This window comes from Enterococcus faecium, from assembly GCF_029023785.1.
In the GTDB taxonomy this organism is placed as follows: Bacteria; Bacillota; Bacilli; order Lactobacillales; family Enterococcaceae; genus Enterococcus_B; species Enterococcus_B faecium.
Genome location: NZ_CP118955.1, coordinates 1,480,179 through 1,499,424 on the forward strand (window position 1 = coordinate 1,480,179; position 19,246 = coordinate 1,499,424).

Annotated in this window: 16 protein-coding genes; 4 read left to right on the plus strand and 12 right to left on the minus strand. The window is 39.3% G+C overall.

The features are described from left to right. Positions 1–18: 18 nt before the first annotated feature. Positions 19–996 (minus strand): alpha-ketoacid dehydrogenase subunit beta, encoded by a 978-nt coding sequence (locus PYW34_RS07200; protein WP_002289688.1) that lies wholly within the window; start codon positions 994–996, stop codon positions 19–21. Positions 997–998: 2 nt separating this feature from the next. Continuing rightward, positions 999–2,108: a pyruvate dehydrogenase (acetyl-transferring) E1 component subunit alpha gene (pdhA, locus tag PYW34_RS07205; RefSeq protein WP_002289692.1), complete on the minus strand. Its 1,110-nt coding sequence runs from the start codon at positions 2,106–2,108 to the stop codon at positions 999–1,001. A gap of 161 nt (positions 2,109–2,269) precedes the next feature. On the opposite strand from pdhA, the gene PYW34_RS13065 reads away from it, so the two are divergent. Further along, on the plus strand, positions 2,270–2,527 hold the full coding sequence (locus PYW34_RS13065) for a hypothetical protein (RefSeq protein ID WP_016631495.1): 258 nt from the start codon (positions 2,270–2,272) through the stop codon (positions 2,525–2,527). Positions 2,528–2,568: 41 nt separating this feature from the next. On the opposite strand, the gene PYW34_RS07210 is transcribed toward PYW34_RS13065, so the two are convergent. From PYW34_RS07210 to chvE, 5 genes are all read right to left on the minus strand, one after another. Then, positions 2,569–3,993: a PLP-dependent aminotransferase family protein gene (locus tag PYW34_RS07210; RefSeq protein ID WP_002330214.1), complete on the minus strand. Its 1,425-nt coding sequence runs from the start codon at positions 3,991–3,993 to the stop codon at positions 2,569–2,571. Positions 3,994–4,256: 263 nt separating this feature from the next. Next, positions 4,257–5,234 carry a GMP reductase gene (gene guaC, locus PYW34_RS07215; RefSeq protein WP_002287992.1) on the minus strand — a complete coding sequence of 326 codons (978 nt, stop codon included), beginning with the start codon at positions 5,232–5,234 and terminating at the stop codon, positions 4,257–4,259. A 256-nt stretch (positions 5,235–5,490) separates the two neighbouring features. After that, on the minus strand, positions 5,491–6,696 hold the full coding sequence (mmsB, locus tag PYW34_RS07220) for a multiple monosaccharide ABC transporter permease (RefSeq protein ID WP_002287993.1): 1,206 nt from the start codon (positions 6,694–6,696) through the stop codon (positions 5,491–5,493). Position 6,697: 1 nt separating this feature from the next. Beyond that, positions 6,698–8,224, minus strand: coding sequence for a multiple monosaccharide ABC transporter ATP-binding protein (gene mmsA / locus PYW34_RS07225; RefSeq protein ID WP_002287995.1), 1,527 nt, complete (start codon positions 8,222–8,224; stop codon positions 6,698–6,700). 53 nt (positions 8,225–8,277) lie between these two features. Continuing rightward, complete coding sequence (chvE, locus tag PYW34_RS07230; RefSeq protein ID WP_002287997.1) at positions 8,278–9,366, minus strand: multiple monosaccharide ABC transporter substrate-binding protein; 1,089 nt, start codon at positions 9,364–9,366, stop codon at positions 8,278–8,280. A 219-nt stretch (positions 9,367–9,585) separates the two neighbouring features. Here chvE and PYW34_RS07235 point away from each other — a divergent pair, with 219 nt between their 5' ends. Genes PYW34_RS07235 through PYW34_RS07245 form a run of 3 tightly spaced genes read left to right on the plus strand, consistent with a single transcriptional unit; the run spans position 9,586 to position 13,625 of the window. Next, positions 9,586–10,602 carry an ABC transporter substrate-binding protein gene (locus tag PYW34_RS07235; protein WP_002287999.1) on the plus strand — a complete coding sequence of 339 codons (1,017 nt, stop codon included), beginning with the start codon at positions 9,586–9,588 and terminating at the stop codon, positions 10,600–10,602. A gap of 13 nt (positions 10,603–10,615) precedes the next feature. Beyond that, positions 10,616–12,067, plus strand: coding sequence for a sensor histidine kinase (locus PYW34_RS07240; RefSeq protein WP_002295478.1), 1,452 nt, complete (start codon positions 10,616–10,618; stop codon positions 12,065–12,067). After that, positions 12,060–13,625: a response regulator transcription factor gene (locus PYW34_RS07245; RefSeq protein WP_002334539.1), complete on the plus strand. Its 1,566-nt coding sequence runs from the start codon at positions 12,060–12,062 to the stop codon at positions 13,623–13,625. Before PYW34_RS07240 ends, PYW34_RS07245 begins: the two co-directional genes overlap by 8 nt. 132 nt (positions 13,626–13,757) lie before the next feature. On the opposite strand, the gene PYW34_RS07250 is transcribed toward PYW34_RS07245, so the two are convergent. The 5 genes from PYW34_RS07250 to purM form a co-directional block, all read right to left on the minus strand. Next, complete coding sequence (locus tag PYW34_RS07250; RefSeq protein ID WP_002288005.1) at positions 13,758–14,672, minus strand: aldo/keto reductase; 915 nt, start codon at positions 14,670–14,672, stop codon at positions 13,758–13,760. 121 nt (positions 14,673–14,793) lie between these two features. Beyond that, a complete protein-coding gene (gene purD, locus PYW34_RS07255) occupies positions 14,794–16,068 on the minus strand; it encodes a phosphoribosylamine--glycine ligase (protein ID WP_002288007.1) in 1,275 nt (424 codons plus the stop codon). A 15-nt stretch (positions 16,069–16,083) separates the two neighbouring features. Then, the gene (purH, locus tag PYW34_RS07260) at positions 16,084–17,619 is read right to left on the minus strand and encodes a bifunctional phosphoribosylaminoimidazolecarboxamide formyltransferase/IMP cyclohydrolase (RefSeq protein ID WP_002333257.1); all 1,536 of its coding nucleotides are present in this window, start codon (positions 17,617–17,619) and stop codon (positions 16,084–16,086) included. Further along, a complete protein-coding gene (gene purN, locus PYW34_RS07265; RefSeq protein WP_002288010.1) occupies positions 17,616–18,194 on the minus strand; it encodes a phosphoribosylglycinamide formyltransferase in 579 nt (192 codons plus the stop codon). Before purN ends, purH begins: the two co-directional genes overlap by 4 nt. Next, a complete protein-coding gene (gene purM / locus PYW34_RS07270) occupies positions 18,191–19,243 on the minus strand; it encodes a phosphoribosylformylglycinamidine cyclo-ligase (protein ID WP_002288011.1) in 1,053 nt (350 codons plus the stop codon). The genes purN and purM overlap by 4 nt, the downstream gene beginning before the upstream one ends. Between the last annotated feature and the right edge of the window lie 3 nt (positions 19,244–19,246).

Genomic DNA, 19,246 nt, shown 5'->3' on the forward strand with positions numbered 1-19,246 from the left:
GTTTCGTCCCTTCTTTTCTTAAAATTCCGCGATTTCTTTTACTTTGTCTTCGATATCTTTTGCATTTGGCAACCAGACATTTTCTGCTTGTCCAAATGGGAAGACTGTATCAGGTGCAGAAACTCGTCCGATTGGGGCTTCTAATGAAAGGATAGCGCGTTCTGAGATCTCAGAAACTACTTGCGCGGCAACGCCCGCTTGTCGTTGTGCTTCTTGGACAACAACTACGCGACCAGTTTTTTCCACGGATTGAATGATCGTTTCTACATCTAATGGCGCAACTGTACGAAGATCAATGATTTCAACAGATATATTTTCTTTTGCAAGATTGTCTGCTGCTTTGATTGCTTCACGCACCATTGCTCCGTATGTGATAATAGATACATCTGTTCCCTCACGAGTAACTGCTGCTTTATCCAAAGGAACTTCGTAAGCTTCATCCGGCACTTCTTCTCGGAATGAGCGATATAGTTTCATGTGTTCTAGGAAAACAACCGGATCGTTACTTCTAATAGAAGAAATCAATAGTCCTTTTGCATCATAAGGGTTGGAAGGAATCACTACTCGAATACCAGGAGACTGAGCGATCAAACCTTCTAAATTATCCGAATGCAATTCTGGTGTATGAACACCGCCACCAAATGGCGAACGAATTGTGATGGGTAGATTTCTAGTGCCGCTCATTCGATATCTTGTACGAGCCATTTGAGCTACTACTTCGTCCATTGCTTCGAAAATAAAACCAAAGAATTGGATTTCAGGAACTGGACGAAATCCTTCTAACGCAAGACCGAAACTCAATCCTGCGATTCCAGATTCAGCTAAAGGAGTATCGAATACTCGGTCTTCTCCGAACTTTTCCTGCAATCCTTCAGTTGCCCGGAAAACTCCTCCGTTTTTCCCAACATCTTCACCAAAAACAACGACATTCTCGTCATTTTCTAGTTCAAGTGCTAAGGCATCTGTGATTGCTTGGATCATTGTTTTTTGTGCCATGATTATTTCGACTCCTTCGCTTCATAAATTGCAATTTGTTCTTTGATTGATTGTGGAGATACTTCGAACATGTTTTTCAAGAAATCTGAAACCTTTTGTTTTGGTACTTTGTCGGCTTCAGCAATAGCTGCTTTGATTTCTTCTTTAGTTGCTTCGATGACTTGTTCTTCTTTTTCTTCAGACCAAAGTCCTTTTTCCGTCAAATATTTACGGAAGCGGATCAATGGATCTTTTTTCTGCCAATCGTCATCTGTGTCTTTTGTACGGTAGCGGGTTGGATCGTCACCAGATAGTGTATGTGGTCCATAACGATAAGTCAGTGTTTCGATTAGGACTGGTCCATTTCCACTGATCGCCCATTCCCGTGCCATTTTAGATACAGTATATACTGCAAGCGGATCCATTCCATCGACTTGAATACCAGGAATCCCAGCTGCGACAGCTTTTTGTGCAAGTGTTTTTGCTGCAGTTTGTTTTTCACGAGGTGTAGAGATCGCATACCCGTTGTTTTGGATATAAAATACGGCATTTGCATGGTAAGCGCCAGCGAAATTGATTGCTTCGTAAAAATCACCTTGTGATGAACCGCCATCACCAGTATAAGTGAAGACGACATTTTTCTTGTTTCGTTTCTTCAAACCTAATGCAACACCGGCTGCTTGTACATATTGTGCACCGATGATAATTTGTGGTGGTAGAGCTTTCAATTCTTCCGGATAAGAATTACCTGCAGCATGTCCTCGAGACCATAAAAAAGCTTGAGATAAAGGTAAACCATGTTTTACTAGTTGAGGTACATCCCGATAACCTGGAAGAAGAACATCTTCTTTATCAAATGCGTAAGCACTAGCCAGCTGACTTGCCTCTTGTCCAGCAGTTGGTGCAAAAAAGCCTAGGCGTCCTTGGCGGTTCAGCGCTGTTGAACGTTGGTCTAATACACGAGACCATACCATATGAGTCATTAATTCAACGAGTTCATCATCGGATAAATCAGGTACTAAATCTTTGTTAACTACGTTTCCATCTTGATCAAGTGCTTGATATACTGGGAAATCTGCATTGACTTCATCTAGCAGTGCTTGGAAGTCGATCGGTGCTTTTTTGTTTGCCATTTGTCACACATTCCTCTCTCATCTATAAGAAAATCTCTTCATTCTGCGATTGAAACAGTGAATAAAACTGTATCACTATTTAACCGTCTTCATTAATAAATTATCATGGATTTATGAGAAATACAAGCTAAAAGCACAAATTTTCACGATGAAAGGAAATTATGCCAATCCGCATATTAACAGCATTAGTGAATAAAATCACAATAAGGAAAGCGTTTTATATTTCATCTGCATTTTTTCTATTTTCTAATCAAACTTACAACCATCTGTTTCTATTTAAAAACGTTGGTGTTATACAGTTTTGTTGCAAATATTTATTTTATTTACACATCGTGAACGGACGTACAAATAATGGTTTTTTCTTAGTTTCTTTATATCGTATTCTTTTTCCGAAAAAAAAGAAACAGCTTGAAATTTAAATCCAAGCTGTTATATTCTTTAATCTATTTACTTTGTGAAATTATTCTGTTAACCACTTTTCTAGAATTTTCATCTTTGAATAAAACAACGGTATTTGGTTTTCATCCAGCCTACTGTAATTGATTCTGATTCCATTTATATCTTGCCCAAAAAGTAGACTTGGTGCAATTCCAAGACCCATATCTACTACTTTTTCTGCTAGTTCGGGGTCTAGTTTTTTCCCATCCCAAGTAATCCAGGCATAGTAACCACCTAAAATTGAATGAAGCTTGAAAAACGATTGTGAATCTCCCCAAGCGCTTATCAGTCGGCTTTTTTCTTTCAACTTTTTTCTTACATCTTGCATTTTCAAATCAATTGCTTCATTAAATACATTAGCCACTGTGATTTGTGTAAGGATATTCATCGAAAACTCCATCATTTCTTGCGCTTGAGCTAGTTGCGAGATAAAAGTCTCAGGTCCTATCACCCAACCGATTTTCGTTGTTTTTCCTAAAACCCTAGATAACGAACCGACGTATAACACATTATCCGGATCAATCGTTCGTATAGGAAGGACTTCTTCTTGGTTTAGAAATGAAAGATCCGTAAATACATCGTCTTCAATAATTGGAAGCCGATACTGTCGACACAATTCTACTAGCTTTTCTCGTCGTTTTTGACTCATCACTTTTCCTGTAGGGTTTTGAAAATTCGGGTTGATAAGCACTGCTTTCAATTTATTTTTATGGATCGATTCTTTCAGTTTTTCTAAGTCGATCCCTTCTTCATCCATCGGTATCCCAAATAAACGCGTTCCTGAAGCTTTGAAAAGAGGTAATCGGTAAAAAAAAGAAGGTGACTCTACAGCTATCCCCTCTCCAGCTGAAAGAATCGTTTGTAAAATCAAAAAGATTGCTTGCTGACCGCCACCAGTCACAAGAAGCTGGTTGGGGGAAAATGCCAATTCAAATTTACTTTCCAAATACCGTTTGATTTTGTTACGTAACGGAGTATAGCCTAAAAGATCCATTTCTTTTTCTTCCGCTAAGATTTCTTCAAGAGAATAAGAAGGAAACTCAAAATTCGGCAAAAGCTCATCTGGCATCTCGCTAGCGTATAAATCAAGAAACGATGTTTTTTGGATCTGCTTTGCTTCTCTTATTTTTTGCTCATACCAGTCCGTCTGCTCATAACGAGGAGAGATCATTTGCCGCCAATCGATTCTTGGAACAGCGAATTTCCCCCATTCAGTCTGATTAACAAACCATCCGCTGCCACGTTTGCTCGTTAGTACCCCAAGCTCCCTAAGCTCTTCCAATGCATGGACAACGGTGGAACGATTCACACCAAAAAGTTGCCCTAGTTTTCGTTCTGATTCAAGTTGACTTCCAGGATTGATCCTTCCGTTTTCGATTTCTCTCATAATCTGTTCCATAATTTGACGATAAATCGGTCCTTTTTTTTTCTCTACTTTTTCCCACATAAGCTTCTCTTTTCTATTGTCTATTTTTTCTTTTGATTTTACCGAATTTACGAGAAAAAAGAAAAACTTTTTTTGCAAAACATAAGGGACTGTGACAAAAATCTTATCACAGTCCCTTATTCTGAATAATGATGTTCAAAAGCTTGTATCTGCGATAATAATTCCAGCCAAACAAAACATATAAAGAACTATTTTTGTTTGGCTGTTCTTATTACTTAATGCAGGACAACTTTTTCACAACATCCTAATATTTTATTTATTTTTTAGATTGTGTCTCCATTAAAAATCGAATTTTTCACGATGACATAGTCAACTTTTCGAATGGCTTCCAGATCTCTTCCTCCAGCATAAGAAATAGATGATTGAAGGTCTTGTTGCATTTCCACTAGTGTATCTTTCAAAGATCCTTTGTGTTGGATCCAGATTTTCTTTCCTTCAACATTTCGTTTTTCGCCTTTTTGGAATTCTGAAGCAGAACCAAAGTATTCTTTATACACGATTCCATTTTCGACTTTTGTTTCGCCAGGAGATTCCTCGTGACCGGCAAACAATGAACCAATCATGACCATTGTCGCACCAAAACGGACAGATTTTGCAATATCGCCATGTGTTCTGATCCCACCGTCAGCGATGATCGGCTTGCGAGCTGCTTTCGCACACCATCTAAGAGCTGCCAGTTGCCAGCCTCCAGTCCCAAAGCCTGTCTTGATTTTTGTAATACATACTTTTCCTGGACCAATCCCGACTTTTGTTGCATCTGCGCCCGCATTTTCCAATTCACGGACGGCTTCCGGTGTACCAACATTACCGGCAATCACAAAAGTTTCAGGCAAATATTTTTTAATATGCTGAATCATATCAATAACTGAGTTAGCATGTCCATGCGCGATGTCGATAGTGATATAATCAGGATTTAGCGATTCTTCTGCCAACTTCTCTATAAAGGAATATTCCTCTTTCTTGACGCCAACACTGATCGAGGTAATCAATCCACGCTTTTTCATTTTTTTGATAAACGGAATTCGAGCTGCTTCATCAAACCGATGCATGATATAGAAATAACCATTTTCCGCTAAGAATTCTGCGATTGTTTCATCAATAATCGTCTGCATGTTGGCAGGCACTACTGGCATTTTGAATGTATGTTTACCTAATGTGACCGTTGTATCACATTCAGAACGGCTATTTACGATACATTTATTAGGAATTAATTGAATATCTTCGTAATCAAATACTTTCATTACATTATCCTCCTGATGTTCACATCCAGCAAAACACGAACATTATTAATTTAATCAAGGCTTTTTTTAGCGCCCTATGTAATTTAACTCAATTAAGCAAAAAAATCAAGAGCAAAAAGAGAATTTATACGAATGGTAAAAAAACATATATTATTTTTAGTCTATACAAACGAAACAATGAATGTTCGCTTTTAGCGAAAAAAAGACTGTGACAAATGTCTTGTCACAGTCTTTTTTCTGAATAACCGGCGTTCTCCTACGTTGTTCGTTTTTTCTTATTATACAAGTCTAGCACAACGGCTAAAAGCAAGATCAATCCTTTGATTGCCTGCTGCCAGTCTACCCCGACGCCTAAAATCGACATGCCATTGTTCAATACACCCATGACCAAGCCACCGACAATCGCACCCATGATTGTTCCAATGCCGCCGGAAGTCGAAGCACCACCAAAATATACTGCCGCCATTGCATCCAGTTCCATCGATGTACCTGCTTGAGGTGTTGCCGCATTCAATCGAGCAGCTAAAACTAATCCAGCTAAAGCTGCCATGACTCCCATGTTGACGAATACCCAGAACGTGATTCGCTTTGTTTTGATCCCTGATAGTTCAGCCGCTTTTCGATTTCCGCCCGTCGCATAAATCTGTCGACCTGCTACTGTTTTATTTGTCAAAAACCCATATGCTGCAACGATCAAACCAAGAATGATCAAAATAATCGGATACCCTTGATAAGAGGCAAAGATATAAGTTATTCCTAGTACAACGACTGCTGTAAATACCGCCTTTACCAAGAAAGCTGTTGGAGATTCCACTTCAAATAAATGATTTTTCCGACGATTTCTTGTTCGCCATTGACCAACAACTAACACGATCGTGATGATCATTCCTAAAATCAATGTCAAGAAGTGAAGGCTGCTTCCTTCGCTTAAGTCTGGTAAATAACCCGTAGACATTTTTTGGAAAACAGCTGGAAAAGGTGCTAGAGATTGGCCTCCTAGAACAACTTGTGTCAGTCCACGAAACATCAGCAATCCTGCTAAAGTCACGATAAACGCCGGTATCCCTGCATAAGCTACCCAAAAACCTTGCCATGCGCCGATCAGCCCGCCTACTGCAAGACATGCGATAACTGTCATCCACGGGTTCATTTGGCGATTGACCATCATCATGCCCGCAATTGCACCAACAAACGCCATCACTGACCCTACCGACAAATCCACATGACCTAAGAGCACAACTAATAACATCCCTGCAGCTAGTACTAATATATGGCTATTTTGCAGAACAAGGTTAGTTATATTCAATGGACGCCAGAAAATACCATCCGTCATCAATTGAAACGCAATAAGTAGTCCCGCTAAAATGATCACCATGCTGTAGCGACCAAAAAGATCAGCTGCTCTACTTTTCAAATTTAGTTTTTTCTCTTTTTTATCCGTAAGATTTTTTGCCTGTTCCAACTTAACCCACCTCTTCTTTCGTCATTAATTTCATCAAGACTTCCTGATCTGCATCTTCTCGCGAGACTTCTCCTGTAATACGTCCTTCGTTCATCGTATAGATTCGATCACACATCCCTAATATTTCAGGAAGTTCAGAAGAGATAAGACAGACAGCTTTGCCATTTGCTGCCATTTCTTCGATAATCGTGTAGATCTCATATTTTGCCCCAACATCTATCCCACGGGTTGGCTCATCCAAAAAAAGAATATCGGGTTGTGTCATCAGCCACTTGGATAAAACGACTTTTTGTTGATTCCCACCACTAAGACTACTGACAATTTGATGGATGGAGTTTGTTTTTATACGCATCTTTTTCCGGAAATTTTCTGCCTCAGTTACTTCTTTTTCTTTATCTAATACTCCTTTTTGACTTATTTTATCCAAACTGCTCAGCGTCACGTTTTCCCGAATATCCATCAGCAGATTCAGTCCTAAAGATTTTCGGTCCTCCGAGACATAAGCGAGTCCGTTTGCAATGGCTGAAGGAACGGTCTTAACTGATATCTCTGCCCCTTCCTTTAATATACGTCCGGATATCTTGCTTCCATAAGAATGTCCAAATAGACTCATAGCGAATTCAGTTCTGCCCGCTCCCATCAGTCCAGCTATTCCTACAATCTCTCCTTTTTTCAAATGCAAGTTGATGTGGTCGTTTATGATTCGCTCGTGATCAAGAGGGTGATAGACCGTCCAGTCTTCTACTTTAAAATAAACTTCTCCAATATCCGGTTTTCTTTCAGGATAACGATCAACTAAATCTCTGCCCACCATCCCGCGAATAATATGCTCTTCGCTGATCATTTCATTTTCTAGTGTCTCAATCGTCTGTCCATCCCGTAAAATGGTGATTCGATCTGCGATATCCACGATTTCATTCAGCTTATGTGAAATAATGATGGAGGTTACACCTTGCTCTTTCAACTCTCGGATCAATCTCAGCAAATTCGCGCTTTCTTCTTCATTCAATGCAGCGGTAGGCTCATCCAAAATCAACAGACGGACGGATTTTGATAATGCTTTAGCTATTTCAACTAGTTGCTGTTGCCCTACGCCAATCTGGGATACTAGAAGATTCGGGTCGATAGACAAACCGACTTTATTCAGCAGTTCATATGTTTTCTTTTCTGTCAGTTCCCAATCAATCACGCCTCTTTCTGCTTGTTCATTTCCGAGAAAAATATTCTCTTTTATTGAAAGATAAGGACTTAGTGCTAATTCTTGATGAATGATGACGATGCCTTTTTCTTCACTATCTTTCAAATCTTTAAATTGACACAGCTTTCCATCATAAAAGATTTCCCCGTCATAGGAGCCATATGGATACAAGCCGCTCAAGACATTCATCAATGTTGATTTTCCCGCTCCGTTTTCTCCGCACAATGCATGGATTTCCCCACGTTCAATCATCAGATTCACGCAATCTAACGCTCGGATTCCAGAAAATTTTTTGGTGATATCTGCCATTTTTAAAATACAATCCGCCATAATTCTTATCCTCTCTCTGACTTAGATCTCTTTAGTTCCTTGTTTGGTTCCTCTTAATTTTTCAGATCGGATTCTTTATAATAATCGGTGTCGATCAGCTCTGCTTGATAATTATCTTTATCGACAGATACTGTATTTGCTAAATACGTAGGGACAGTTTTCACCCCATTATCATAAGTTTCAGTATCATTGACCGGAACCTCTTCTCCATCACTGATTGCTTTGATCATTTCAATCGTATTTTTTGCTAAGATACGTGTGTCTTTAAAGATCGTTTGTGTTTGTTCCCCGGCAATGATCGATTTAACGCCAGCAACTGTCGCATCTTGTCCAGTAATCACAGGTAAAGGTTTACTTTCACTCCCATACCCCACGCCTTTTAATGACGAAATGATTCCTAAACTTATTGGATCATATGGCGACAAAACAGCATCCAATGTTTGGTCAGTATAATTTGCGCTTAACAGATTATCCATCCTTGCTTGCGCCGTAGAACCATCCCAGCGAAGCGTAGCGATTTGACTGAAACTCGTCTGTCCAGATGGCACGACCAACTGACCGTTGTCCATATATGGTTGTAAAACAGACATCACTCCGTTGTAATTGATTAGTGCGTTGTTGTCGTCAGGCGAGCCACCAAATAATTCAATCGTGAATGGTCCTTTTCCTTCTTTCAATCCTAAGTGCTCTTCAATATAAGCTGCTTGCGATACACCTACTCCAAAATTATCAAAAGTCGCGTAATAATCGACATTTTCTGAATTCATCAGTAAACGATCATAGGCGATCACCTTGATATCTGCTTCTTTTGCTTTAGCTAACACATCAGTTAAAGCCGAACCATCGATAGAAGCAATCACAAGTGTATCTACCCCTTTTGTAATCATATTTTCTATTTGTGCTACTTGATTTTCTACTTTATCTTCTCCATATTGAAGATCTGTTTTATAACCCAGTTTTTCTAATTCCGAGACCATGTTGTTCCCATCAGCGATCCATCTTTCTGCTGATTTGGTCGGCATAGCGATTCCTACATACCCCGTACTATCATCTGCAGATCCTGAATTGCCACACGCACTTAATAGAATGCTTGCGGTCAAAATAGCGATAGTCCCAACAATCTTTCTAAATTTGTTTTTCATTTTTTATCCCCCATTTCAATTGATACACCGAGTATAGCTAATAAAGAAAGCGTTAACATTGATTTTTTTATGGGATTTACTTTAAATTTTTTAGGTGTACTTTTTTTGTCTTGGATTTTTTTAAGTTTCTTGGATTTTTTTCGATTGATTCCTTTTGACTTTGATTTTCCCTTTTATCTGATAAGATAGTACTAACAAATCCAGATGGAGTGATTTAAAGTGAAACGTGTTTTATTTTTTTTAGCCCTTGTTGTAATCGCTTACCAAATGATGGGGTGTACACCTAATACAAAGGAAGCACCTGACCCACTAGTCGTTGGTTTTTCGCAATCAGGAACGGAGAGTAGCTGGCGGAAAAAGCATACTGAATCAATTATCACTGCGCTTGAAAAAGAAGATTACCAAGTTCTCTACCGAAATGGCTACATGAATCAGGAACGGCAAATCCAAGATATACGGACGTTCATTGCCTATAAAGTGGATATGATCATTTTTACTCCTTTGCAAGAATCCGGGTGGGACTCTGTATTAAAAGAAGCAAAGCGAGCAGGGATCCCTGTCATACTTGTCGACAGACATATTCAAACGAATGATCCCGAGCTTTTCGTCACCCACATTGGCCCCAGTTTCAAAGCAGAAGGAAATCGGGCGGGTTTATTTGTCAGCAATCACTTCACAAATTCAAAGAAACAGGAAATCAGAATCCTAGAACTTGCTGGTTCAGAGAACTCCACACCGACCAAGCTACGCTCCGAAGGATTTTTGGAATCAATCAATCGTAAACCAACCCTAAAAAAAGATGGAACCATCGACCATAAACCTCCGATGACTATTGTTCACCGAATTGTCGGTGATTTTATTCGGATGAAAGGAAAAGACCAGATGAAACGATATTTAGAAACAAATGATTTATCCGAAATCGATGTATTATACAGCCATAGTGATGAAATGACTCACGGTGCTTTAGCTGCGATAAAAGAAACATCAATCAAACCTGGAGAAGATTTGATCATTGTAACTATTGATGGACAAGAAGATATGATCGAGAAGCTACGCTCAGGAATCGTCAATTGTGTAGTCGAGTGTAAACCTGATGTCGGCTGGTATGTAGCCAATACCGTTACTCGTTATTTTGGAAATATTCAAACAGGAAAAACATTACCTAAAGATATTTTTATTTCCGAGACTGTCTTTTCCCAGCAGAATATAGCTAACATCCCAACCAGAAATTATTGACTGGAGAAGTATCATGACAAAAAATTTAAGCATAAAACAGATTTTTGCCCAAGCAAACAAAGCCATGCTTCTATTTGCTGTTATCCCTTTGCTACTGAGCATACTGTTATATTCGCAACAGCTTTTGATTTATCAACAGACGATCGCAAATATCCAAAAAGCAGATGCAATTGCTTTGAAGGTTGATCAAAAAGTTTTGGAAAGTATGTGGGACTTGATTTCTGGCCAAGTAACCGTAGATGAGTTCAATGAGGAAAATATCCTAGAAGAACTTAGGAATGATATTCGAGAGATCAAAAATAATACAAATACACTTAAAGAAATTAGTACGTTAGATGTATCGCTACGTACGATCGATACACTGGAAGATTATCAAAACGAGCTGATCAATAATATCTTGGCAAAAGATTTTATGGATACCAATGAAGAGATCATCAATCAGGTAGATTCTGTCACTCAACTGCTGTCAGATATCTTACAAGATTTTGTTCGTGTGGAGATCGACTTAGCAAGCAAAAAAAATACGACACTTGTCCGCTCGCTCATTCTATTAACAATAGTGGAACTTGGAGTTCTTAGTACCATTTTTTTCTATGCGAAAAAGAATCGTCGCTTTTTAGAGAGAAAGGTCCAAGAACCGATCAATCAGCTGATCGAGATGTCAGAACAACTTTCTTCAGGGAACCTTGGCTTTCGTTTAACCCTGCCGGAAACACTGGAATTACAAACACTTACCGCTAGCATGAATAAAATGGCGGAAGATCTAAACCAGTCTTTACGGGAGAACGCTTTGAAACAATACCATTTAGCACAAAGTGAAGTTCGTGTATTGCAAGCTCAGATTACTCCCCATTTTATTTATAACAGTTTGGATGCCATTATTTCTTTGATCGAACAAGACTGCTTTGAAGAAGCTCTGACTATGACCCATGCACTTTCCGGCTTTTTTCGTACGTCTTTAAGCAAAGGACAAGACTGGATTCCTCTTGAAAAAGAAATTAGCCATATCAATGATTATCTAGTCATCTTAAAAATAAGATACGGCCATATGCTTGACTATAAGATCGATATACCAGAAACACTTTTTCCTGTTTCTATTTTAAAAATGATCTTGCAGCCATTGATTGAAAATGCTGTATACCATGGAACGAAGTACGTCCGTCACAAAGGATTTATTCGTATTACCGCATGCAAAATTGATGAGATGATCCAATTCAAAGTTATAGACAACGGGATTGGCATCCCTGCAGAAAAACTGGCAGAAATACGTAAAGAGTTAGCCAAAGGGATCGATTCAGATTTCAGTATCGGCTACGGACTTTACAACGTAAACAAGCGTCTCCTTCTTTATTACGGAAATGATCAAAAACCTATCACGATTGACAGCAAATACCGAGAAGGAACAACTGTCACACTGATGATCCCTCTATCTCCCAAAACAATTGGAGGAAACAAACATGTATAAAGTTTTTATCATCGAAGACGAATACCTCATTCGCAATAACTTGCGGGAACAAATAACTGTCCTTGGTTCTTATTATCCAATCACTTATGTCGGCGAAGCTGGAGATGGTGAGATGGCACTGTCTTCAATTATCAACTTACAGCCCGACATCATTCTGACTGATATCCAAATGCCTTTCATGGACGGGTTGACTTTTTCAAAAGAAGCAAGGAAACTACTTCCTTGGACTCGTCTCATATTTATTAGTGGATTCGACGATTTCGATTATATGAAAGGAGCAATCCAGGTACAGGCAGATGATTATCTGCTTAAACCGATTAAAAGTAGCGAATTGAAACAAGCAATAGAAAAAGCAGTAACTGCTTTAGATTTGCAGCAAAAAGAAACGCACACTTCTTCTGATCTTGTTTTCGAATTGAAAAAAAATCATTTCTTGAACGGTTTGTTCAAAGGCTCACTTACGATCAGTGAAACATTGAAACTTGCTGAATCTTTCAATCGCTCTTTAGCAGGGAAAAAAATGACCGTATTATTAGCAGCAAACCAAGTCAGTACAGACTTTGAAGATTACGCTCATCTCAGTGATTATTTGAAGTTTTTATTTAGGGAGAATCAACAAGTGATCTTCTCTGCTGTTTCCTCTCGATTCATCAAATTTTTAATAGTTGATTCTCTTGAAGAAAATGTGATCGAGACCAGTTATCAGGTAGCCCAAACGTTGGTCCATGAATTAGAAAAGGGACAAAAAAATAATTTTTCTGTCGCCATTGGTCCTGTCGCAGAAAGAATCAGCGAATTACCTGCATCTTTTGAGATCACGCAGATGATACTTGAAACCGCCAGTTCCCTTAAAGAACAAATTATCAGCTATGAGGATTTGATTCAAGAAGCGAAACTTCCAGTTGATTCTGTCTTTTACTTTGACCTCTCACTTGATTTGTCTTCATTATCGAAAAACGAAGTATCTAAGTACATCGAACACTTGACGAAACCACAAGGCACACCAACTCGAACACGATTATATCGTTTATTTGTCTTGACTAAGCTACTCCAGCATGTCTGCCTGAAAGAAAAGAAAATCCCGCAAGAAATGGTTCATTGCACATCCACCAGTCAACGCTTAGCAATCAGCGCCGACGACTCGCTTTACCGTTCGACAGTTTATATGTTCATTTCTTTCTTAACTGCTCTGCCCTCACAGCCTTCAAGGAACAAATATCAGCCAATTTTGAACCATGCATTGGATTTTATCAAAGAAAATTTTACCGATCCAGATATGTCCTTAACTTGGGTTGCTCAACAAGTTGCATTAAGTCCCTCTCATTTCAGTACGATTTTTTCTCAATCGTTTAACCAAACATTCATCGATTATCTGACAGAACAAAGAATCGAATTAGCAAAAAAATTATTGCAGCAATCAGACTATCGTATTTCAGATATTGCTTTTGAAATTGGTTATAATGACCCTAACTATTTCAGTTATTTATTTAAGAAAAAACAAGGGATTTCTCCAAAAGAATATCGGACACAGCTTTTCCTTAAAAACAAAAATAACTAATAAACGAAATCCGTACAATGATACTCTTTCCATTTGCAATTAAAAAAGACAGAATATCTCGAAGCTGAAAACAGCTTTCAAGTTATTCTGTCTTTTTAATTTATAGCCCTTTTGACCTGCTTATGACAATCTTTAAGGTAAAATGTTTCCAGCAGCACGGTACAATTCGTACCAATCTTCCCGAGACATATTAATTTCTGAAGCTTGAGCGATTTCCTTGATTCGCCCTACGTTCATCGTACCGGCGATCACTTGCATATTGGCTGGATGGCGTAAAATCCAAGCAGAAGCCAAGCCAGTTGGTGTCGTTTGATATTTAGCTGCTAGTTCTTCTAATGTTTGGTTTAATTCAGGGAATTTTTCGTTCCCGATAAATACACCTTCAAAAAATCCATACTGGTATGGTGACCATGCTTGGATCGTCATATCATGCAATCGGGAATAATCAAGTACACTACCGTCATGATCGATACTTGCTTCATCTGTCATATTGACATGAATCCCTTGATCGATCATTCCAGTATGTTTCAAGCCAAATTGCAGCTGATTAGCTACTAATGGTTGACGAACATATTTTTTCAGCAATTCGATTTGCATTGGTTTTTGATTGCTGACGCCAAAATAACGAACTTTTCCTGACCGTTCCAATTCATCAAACGCTTCAGCTACTTCCTCTGGTTCTACCAATGTATCTGGACGATGAAGAAGTAAAGCATCCACATAATCCATTTTCAGACGGGTCAAACTTTTTTCTACAGATTCAATGATATGTTTTTTAGAAAAATCAAACATCACACCTGGAACGATTCCACATTTTGTTTGAATAAAAAGATCTTCTCGTTTGATTGATGTTTTTGCTAGAGCATCTGCAAAGATTTCTTCACATTCACCGTTTCCATAAATATCTGCATGGTCAAAAAAATCAATGCCGTTTTCATAAGCTGTCTCAATCACTTTTACTGGATCTTCCGCATTGTTGATACGCATACAGCCTAAGATCACTGCAGCTGCTTTCTGATCAGAAGTACCTAATTGAATTTTTTTCATCTGAACTCCTCCTTATTTATATACACAACAAAAGTGTACCACACTCTTTATGAAAAGGCTTCACTAAAATCGGCGCTTCCGATTATGTTTGTTGTATTTTTTATAAATGGAAGCAGCTGATTTACTTCACGATCAGTTCGCTATTGGCAGCTTTTTCTCCAATATCTGTACGATAAAATGTTCCATCTGTCGTTTTATCCATTAACGCGGTGTAGATTTTTTTCTGTGCTTCTTTGATCGTCTCACCGTATGCTTCTACTAAATAAAGACGTCCTCCTGCTCCAACTAGTTTGCCGTTATTTGAGGAAACTCCAGCATAGTAAACAGAAAGCTCTTCTTCCAGAAAATCTGGTAGAACCATTCCTGTCTCATATTCTTCGGGGTAACCGGCAGCTGCAACCACAACGCCTACATTGTATCCTTCTTGCTGCCACTTTAACTCTACTGTACGATTCTCTAATAAATCATCGATTACTTGCGCAAAGTCACTCTTCAACCGAGAAAGAACGACTTGCGTTTCAGGATCACCGAAACGCGCATTGAATTCGATCACTTTTGGTCCTTCCTTCGTAGCAATCAAACCCGCATATAAAACACCCGTGAAAGAGCGTCCTAGTTCTTTCATTCCCAAAGCCGCTGGTTTTAAAACTTCTTCCACAGCTTTTTCAATCATCTTTTTTGAAATTTGCGGTACTGGTGAATAAGCACCCATTCCGCCTGTATTTGGCCCTTTATCGTTATCAAATGCCCGCTTATGATCTTGCGAAATGACCATCGGATACACCTTGGTATTACGGACAAACGCCAAAAGGGAGAATTCTTCTCCTGCCAAAAACTCTTCTACGACGATTTTTTTGCTGCTATCCCCAAATCGATGCTGGTTCAACATTTGTTCTGCCGCATCCAGCGCTTCCTTCACTGTGGTAGCCACGACTACACCTTTCCCAGCTGCTAAGCCGTCCGCTTTCACTACGATTGGCGCACCATTTTCTTTGATATACGCTGCTGCTTTTTCGTAACATTCAAAACTTCTGGATTTAGCTGTCGGGATTTGATAAGTATCCATTAATTGTTTAGCAAAACTTTTCGAACCTTCGATCAGAGCTGCTGCTTTTGTCGGACCGAAGATTTTCAATCCTTCCGCCATAAAATCATCGACGATCCCATTTAACAAAGGAACTTCAGGACCAACGATACTCCAATCAATAGCCTCTTTCTTAACAAAATGGATTAACGCTGAATGATCTCGCTCACTGATAGCGACACAATTGATACCATCTTTTGTCATCCCCGGATTTCCTGGCGCACAATACACCGTATCCACCTTCGGACTGGCTAAAAGTTTTTTACTTATTGCATGTTCACGACCACCTGCACCGATCACCAAAATGTTCATTTATCCGACTCCTCTCTAATGTCTAAAATGCCGAACATCAGTAAAGACCATTGCTAGATCGTATTTATTCGCCATATCAATAGAATCTTGGTCTTTGATGCTTCCTCCTGGCTGAATGATTGCTTTTATACCATGTTTGGCTGCATATTCAACCGAATCATCCATTGGAAAATAAGCATCGCTAGCTAAAACTGCACCTTCCATTTTCTCTTGCGCTTGTTCAATCGCAATTTTTACTGAACCGACTCGATTCATCTGCCCGGCTCCGATTCCTACTGTCTGACGTTCGTTTGCCAGTACGATCGCATTAGATTTCACATGTTTGACAGCTCTCCAAGCAAACGCTAATGCTTTTGCTTCTGCTGGAGTCGGCTTACGTTTTGTCACGACTTTCCACTCTTCTTCATTTTCTATTGCCAGATCTTGATCTTGTACAAGAAGTCCACCTAAGACTGAGACCGTTTCTTCTCGATTTTGATTTTCTTCCTGCACAAAGTCTACTGTCAGTAATCGGATGTTTTTCTTTTTTTGCAGTAATTCCAAAGCTTCTTGTGTATAAGAAGGGGCAATGATGATTTCTAGAAACAGCTTATGCATCTGTTCTGCTGTTGGCAGATCTACTTCTCGATTCAAAACGATGATCCCACCAAAGATTGAAACAGGATCTGCTTCATACGCTGCTTCCCACGCTTCTAAAATCGTAGATGCTGTCCCAATACCACAAGGATTCATGTGTTTCAAGGCGACTACCGTTGGCTCGTCATATTCCTTCATGATCCGTAGCGCAGCATCTGCATCTCGGATATTATTATAAGAAAGTTCTTTCCCATGGAGTTGTTTTGCTGCTGCGATCGAATATTTTTCCAGAAGAGCGGACTGATAAAAGGCAGCGGCTTGATGGCTATTTTCACCGTAACGAAGCGTTTGTTTTCGTTCATACGTAAGTGTCAATTTTTCCGGTTCTTTTTCTTCCACCCAATCCGTTAAGTATTGAGCGATCAGTGCATCATATGCCGCAGTATGACGAAAGACTTTTGCCGCTAGTTTTTGTCTGAAAGAAAGTGAAGTATGCCCATACTGACGTAATTCTGAAAGTACTTCTTCATAGTCAGATGGATCAACAACAGAGGTGACAAATTCATGGTTTTTTGCTGCACTACGGAGCATACTAGGACCACCGATATCAATGTTTTCAATAGCTTCTGCTATTTCGACATCTGGTTTCATAATCGTTTCTTTGAAAGGATATAAATTGACACAAACAAAGTCGATTGGTTGGATATTTTCCGTTTCCATTGCCTCCATATGGCTAGGGAGATCGCGTCTTCCTAAAAGACCACCATGGATTTTAGGATGAAGTGTTTTGACACGGCCATCCATCATTTCAGGAAACCCTGTCACTTCTTCGATCGAAAGCGTTTTGATCCCAGCTTTATCCAACGCATGCTTTGTTCCTCCTGTTGAAATGATTTCTACTCCTTGTTCAATCAAACCTTGGGCGAATGCTACAATCCCATTTTTATCTGATACACTGATCAATGCTCTTGTCATTTCAGATAGCCTCCATTTTCAATAATTTCACTAATCACTTCTGGATAGATTCGATGCTCTACTCTATGGATTTTTTCTTCTAAAGAATCGAACGTGTCCTCCTGTTCAATTCTCACTTTTTCCTGCCGGATGATTGGTCCAGTATCTACACCTTGGTCGATATAATGAATTGTGACACCCGTTTCTTTTACTCCAGCTTCAAAGGCATCACGTATGCCATGCAAACCAGGGAAGGCAGGTAAAAGAGACGGATGGATATTGATGATTCTTTTATCATAATTTTTCAGCAATACCGGTCCAATGATTCGCATATATCCAGCTAATACGATCAAATCGATCTTTTTTTCTTTCAATTTATGCAAAATTGCTTCTTCATACTCTTTTTTTGAATCAAATTCTTTAGGTGAAAAACAATCTGCCGGTACACTCAACGCAGTTGCACGTTTCAAAACATATGCTTCAGGCTGATCACAAAACAACCAGTCAATCGAAGATTCCAATCCTTTTTTCGATAGATAATCGGCTAGCGCTTGAAAGTTGCTTCCGTTTCCAGAAGCAAAAACAGCGATTCTCATCGTTCTTCTCCTATAAACACCACACGATGTTTTTCTTTGGCGATCACTTTCCCGATTTCATAAACTTTTTCGCCAGCTTGCTCAATTTCGTGTACTATTTCTTTTACTTTCGATTCTTCGACTGCCAGGACCATACCGATGCCCATATTGAAGATTTCATACATCTCCATCTCAGGAATTTCACCATATTTTTGTAAACAGCCGAATATTGGAAGAATCGGCCATGAGCCAAGTTTGATTTGTGCAGCCATAGATTCTGGTAACATTCGCGGGATATTTTCTACAAACCCTCCACCAGTGATATGTGCAGCTCCTTTTATTTTCTTTTCTTTGATCAGCGGAAGCAAGGAAGAAACATAGATTTTCGTTGGCTCAAGCAATTCTTCGCCAAGTGTTTTTTTCAATTCTGGCAGTTTTGATGATAAAGAAAACTGCTGCTGCTCAAAGAAAATTTTGCGAACAAGAGAGTACCCATTTGAATGAATCCCGCTAGATGCTATTCCAAGCAACACATCTCCTGGGTTGATCGTTTCTCCTGTCAATAATTGAGATTTTTCAGCTATCCCTACAGCAAATCCGGCTAGATCATAATCATTACCTGAGTACATACCAGGCATTTCAGCTGTTTCTCCGCCAATCAGCGCCATATTTCCTTGAACACATCCATCTGCTACACCTTTTACTACATTTTCCAAACGTAACGGATCATTTTTCCCCGTTGCTAAGTAGTCTAAGAAATATAACGGCTCTGCGCCTTGTGCTAAGATATCATTGACACACATCGCTACGCAGTCGATCCCGATTGTATCGTGTTTGTCTGCTTCGATTGCCACTGCTAATTTCGTCCCCACGCCATCGGTCCCCGAGACAAGGACTGGCTCTTTTAATTGAAAGACCGATAAATCAAAACAACCGCCGAATCCTCCTATAGCGCCCATCATACCTAAACGTTCCGTTTTTTTGACATGCTTCTTGATCCGTTCTACTACTTCATATCCAGCTTCGACATCTACGCCAGCTTTTGCGTATGCATTTGCCATTGAATTCATATA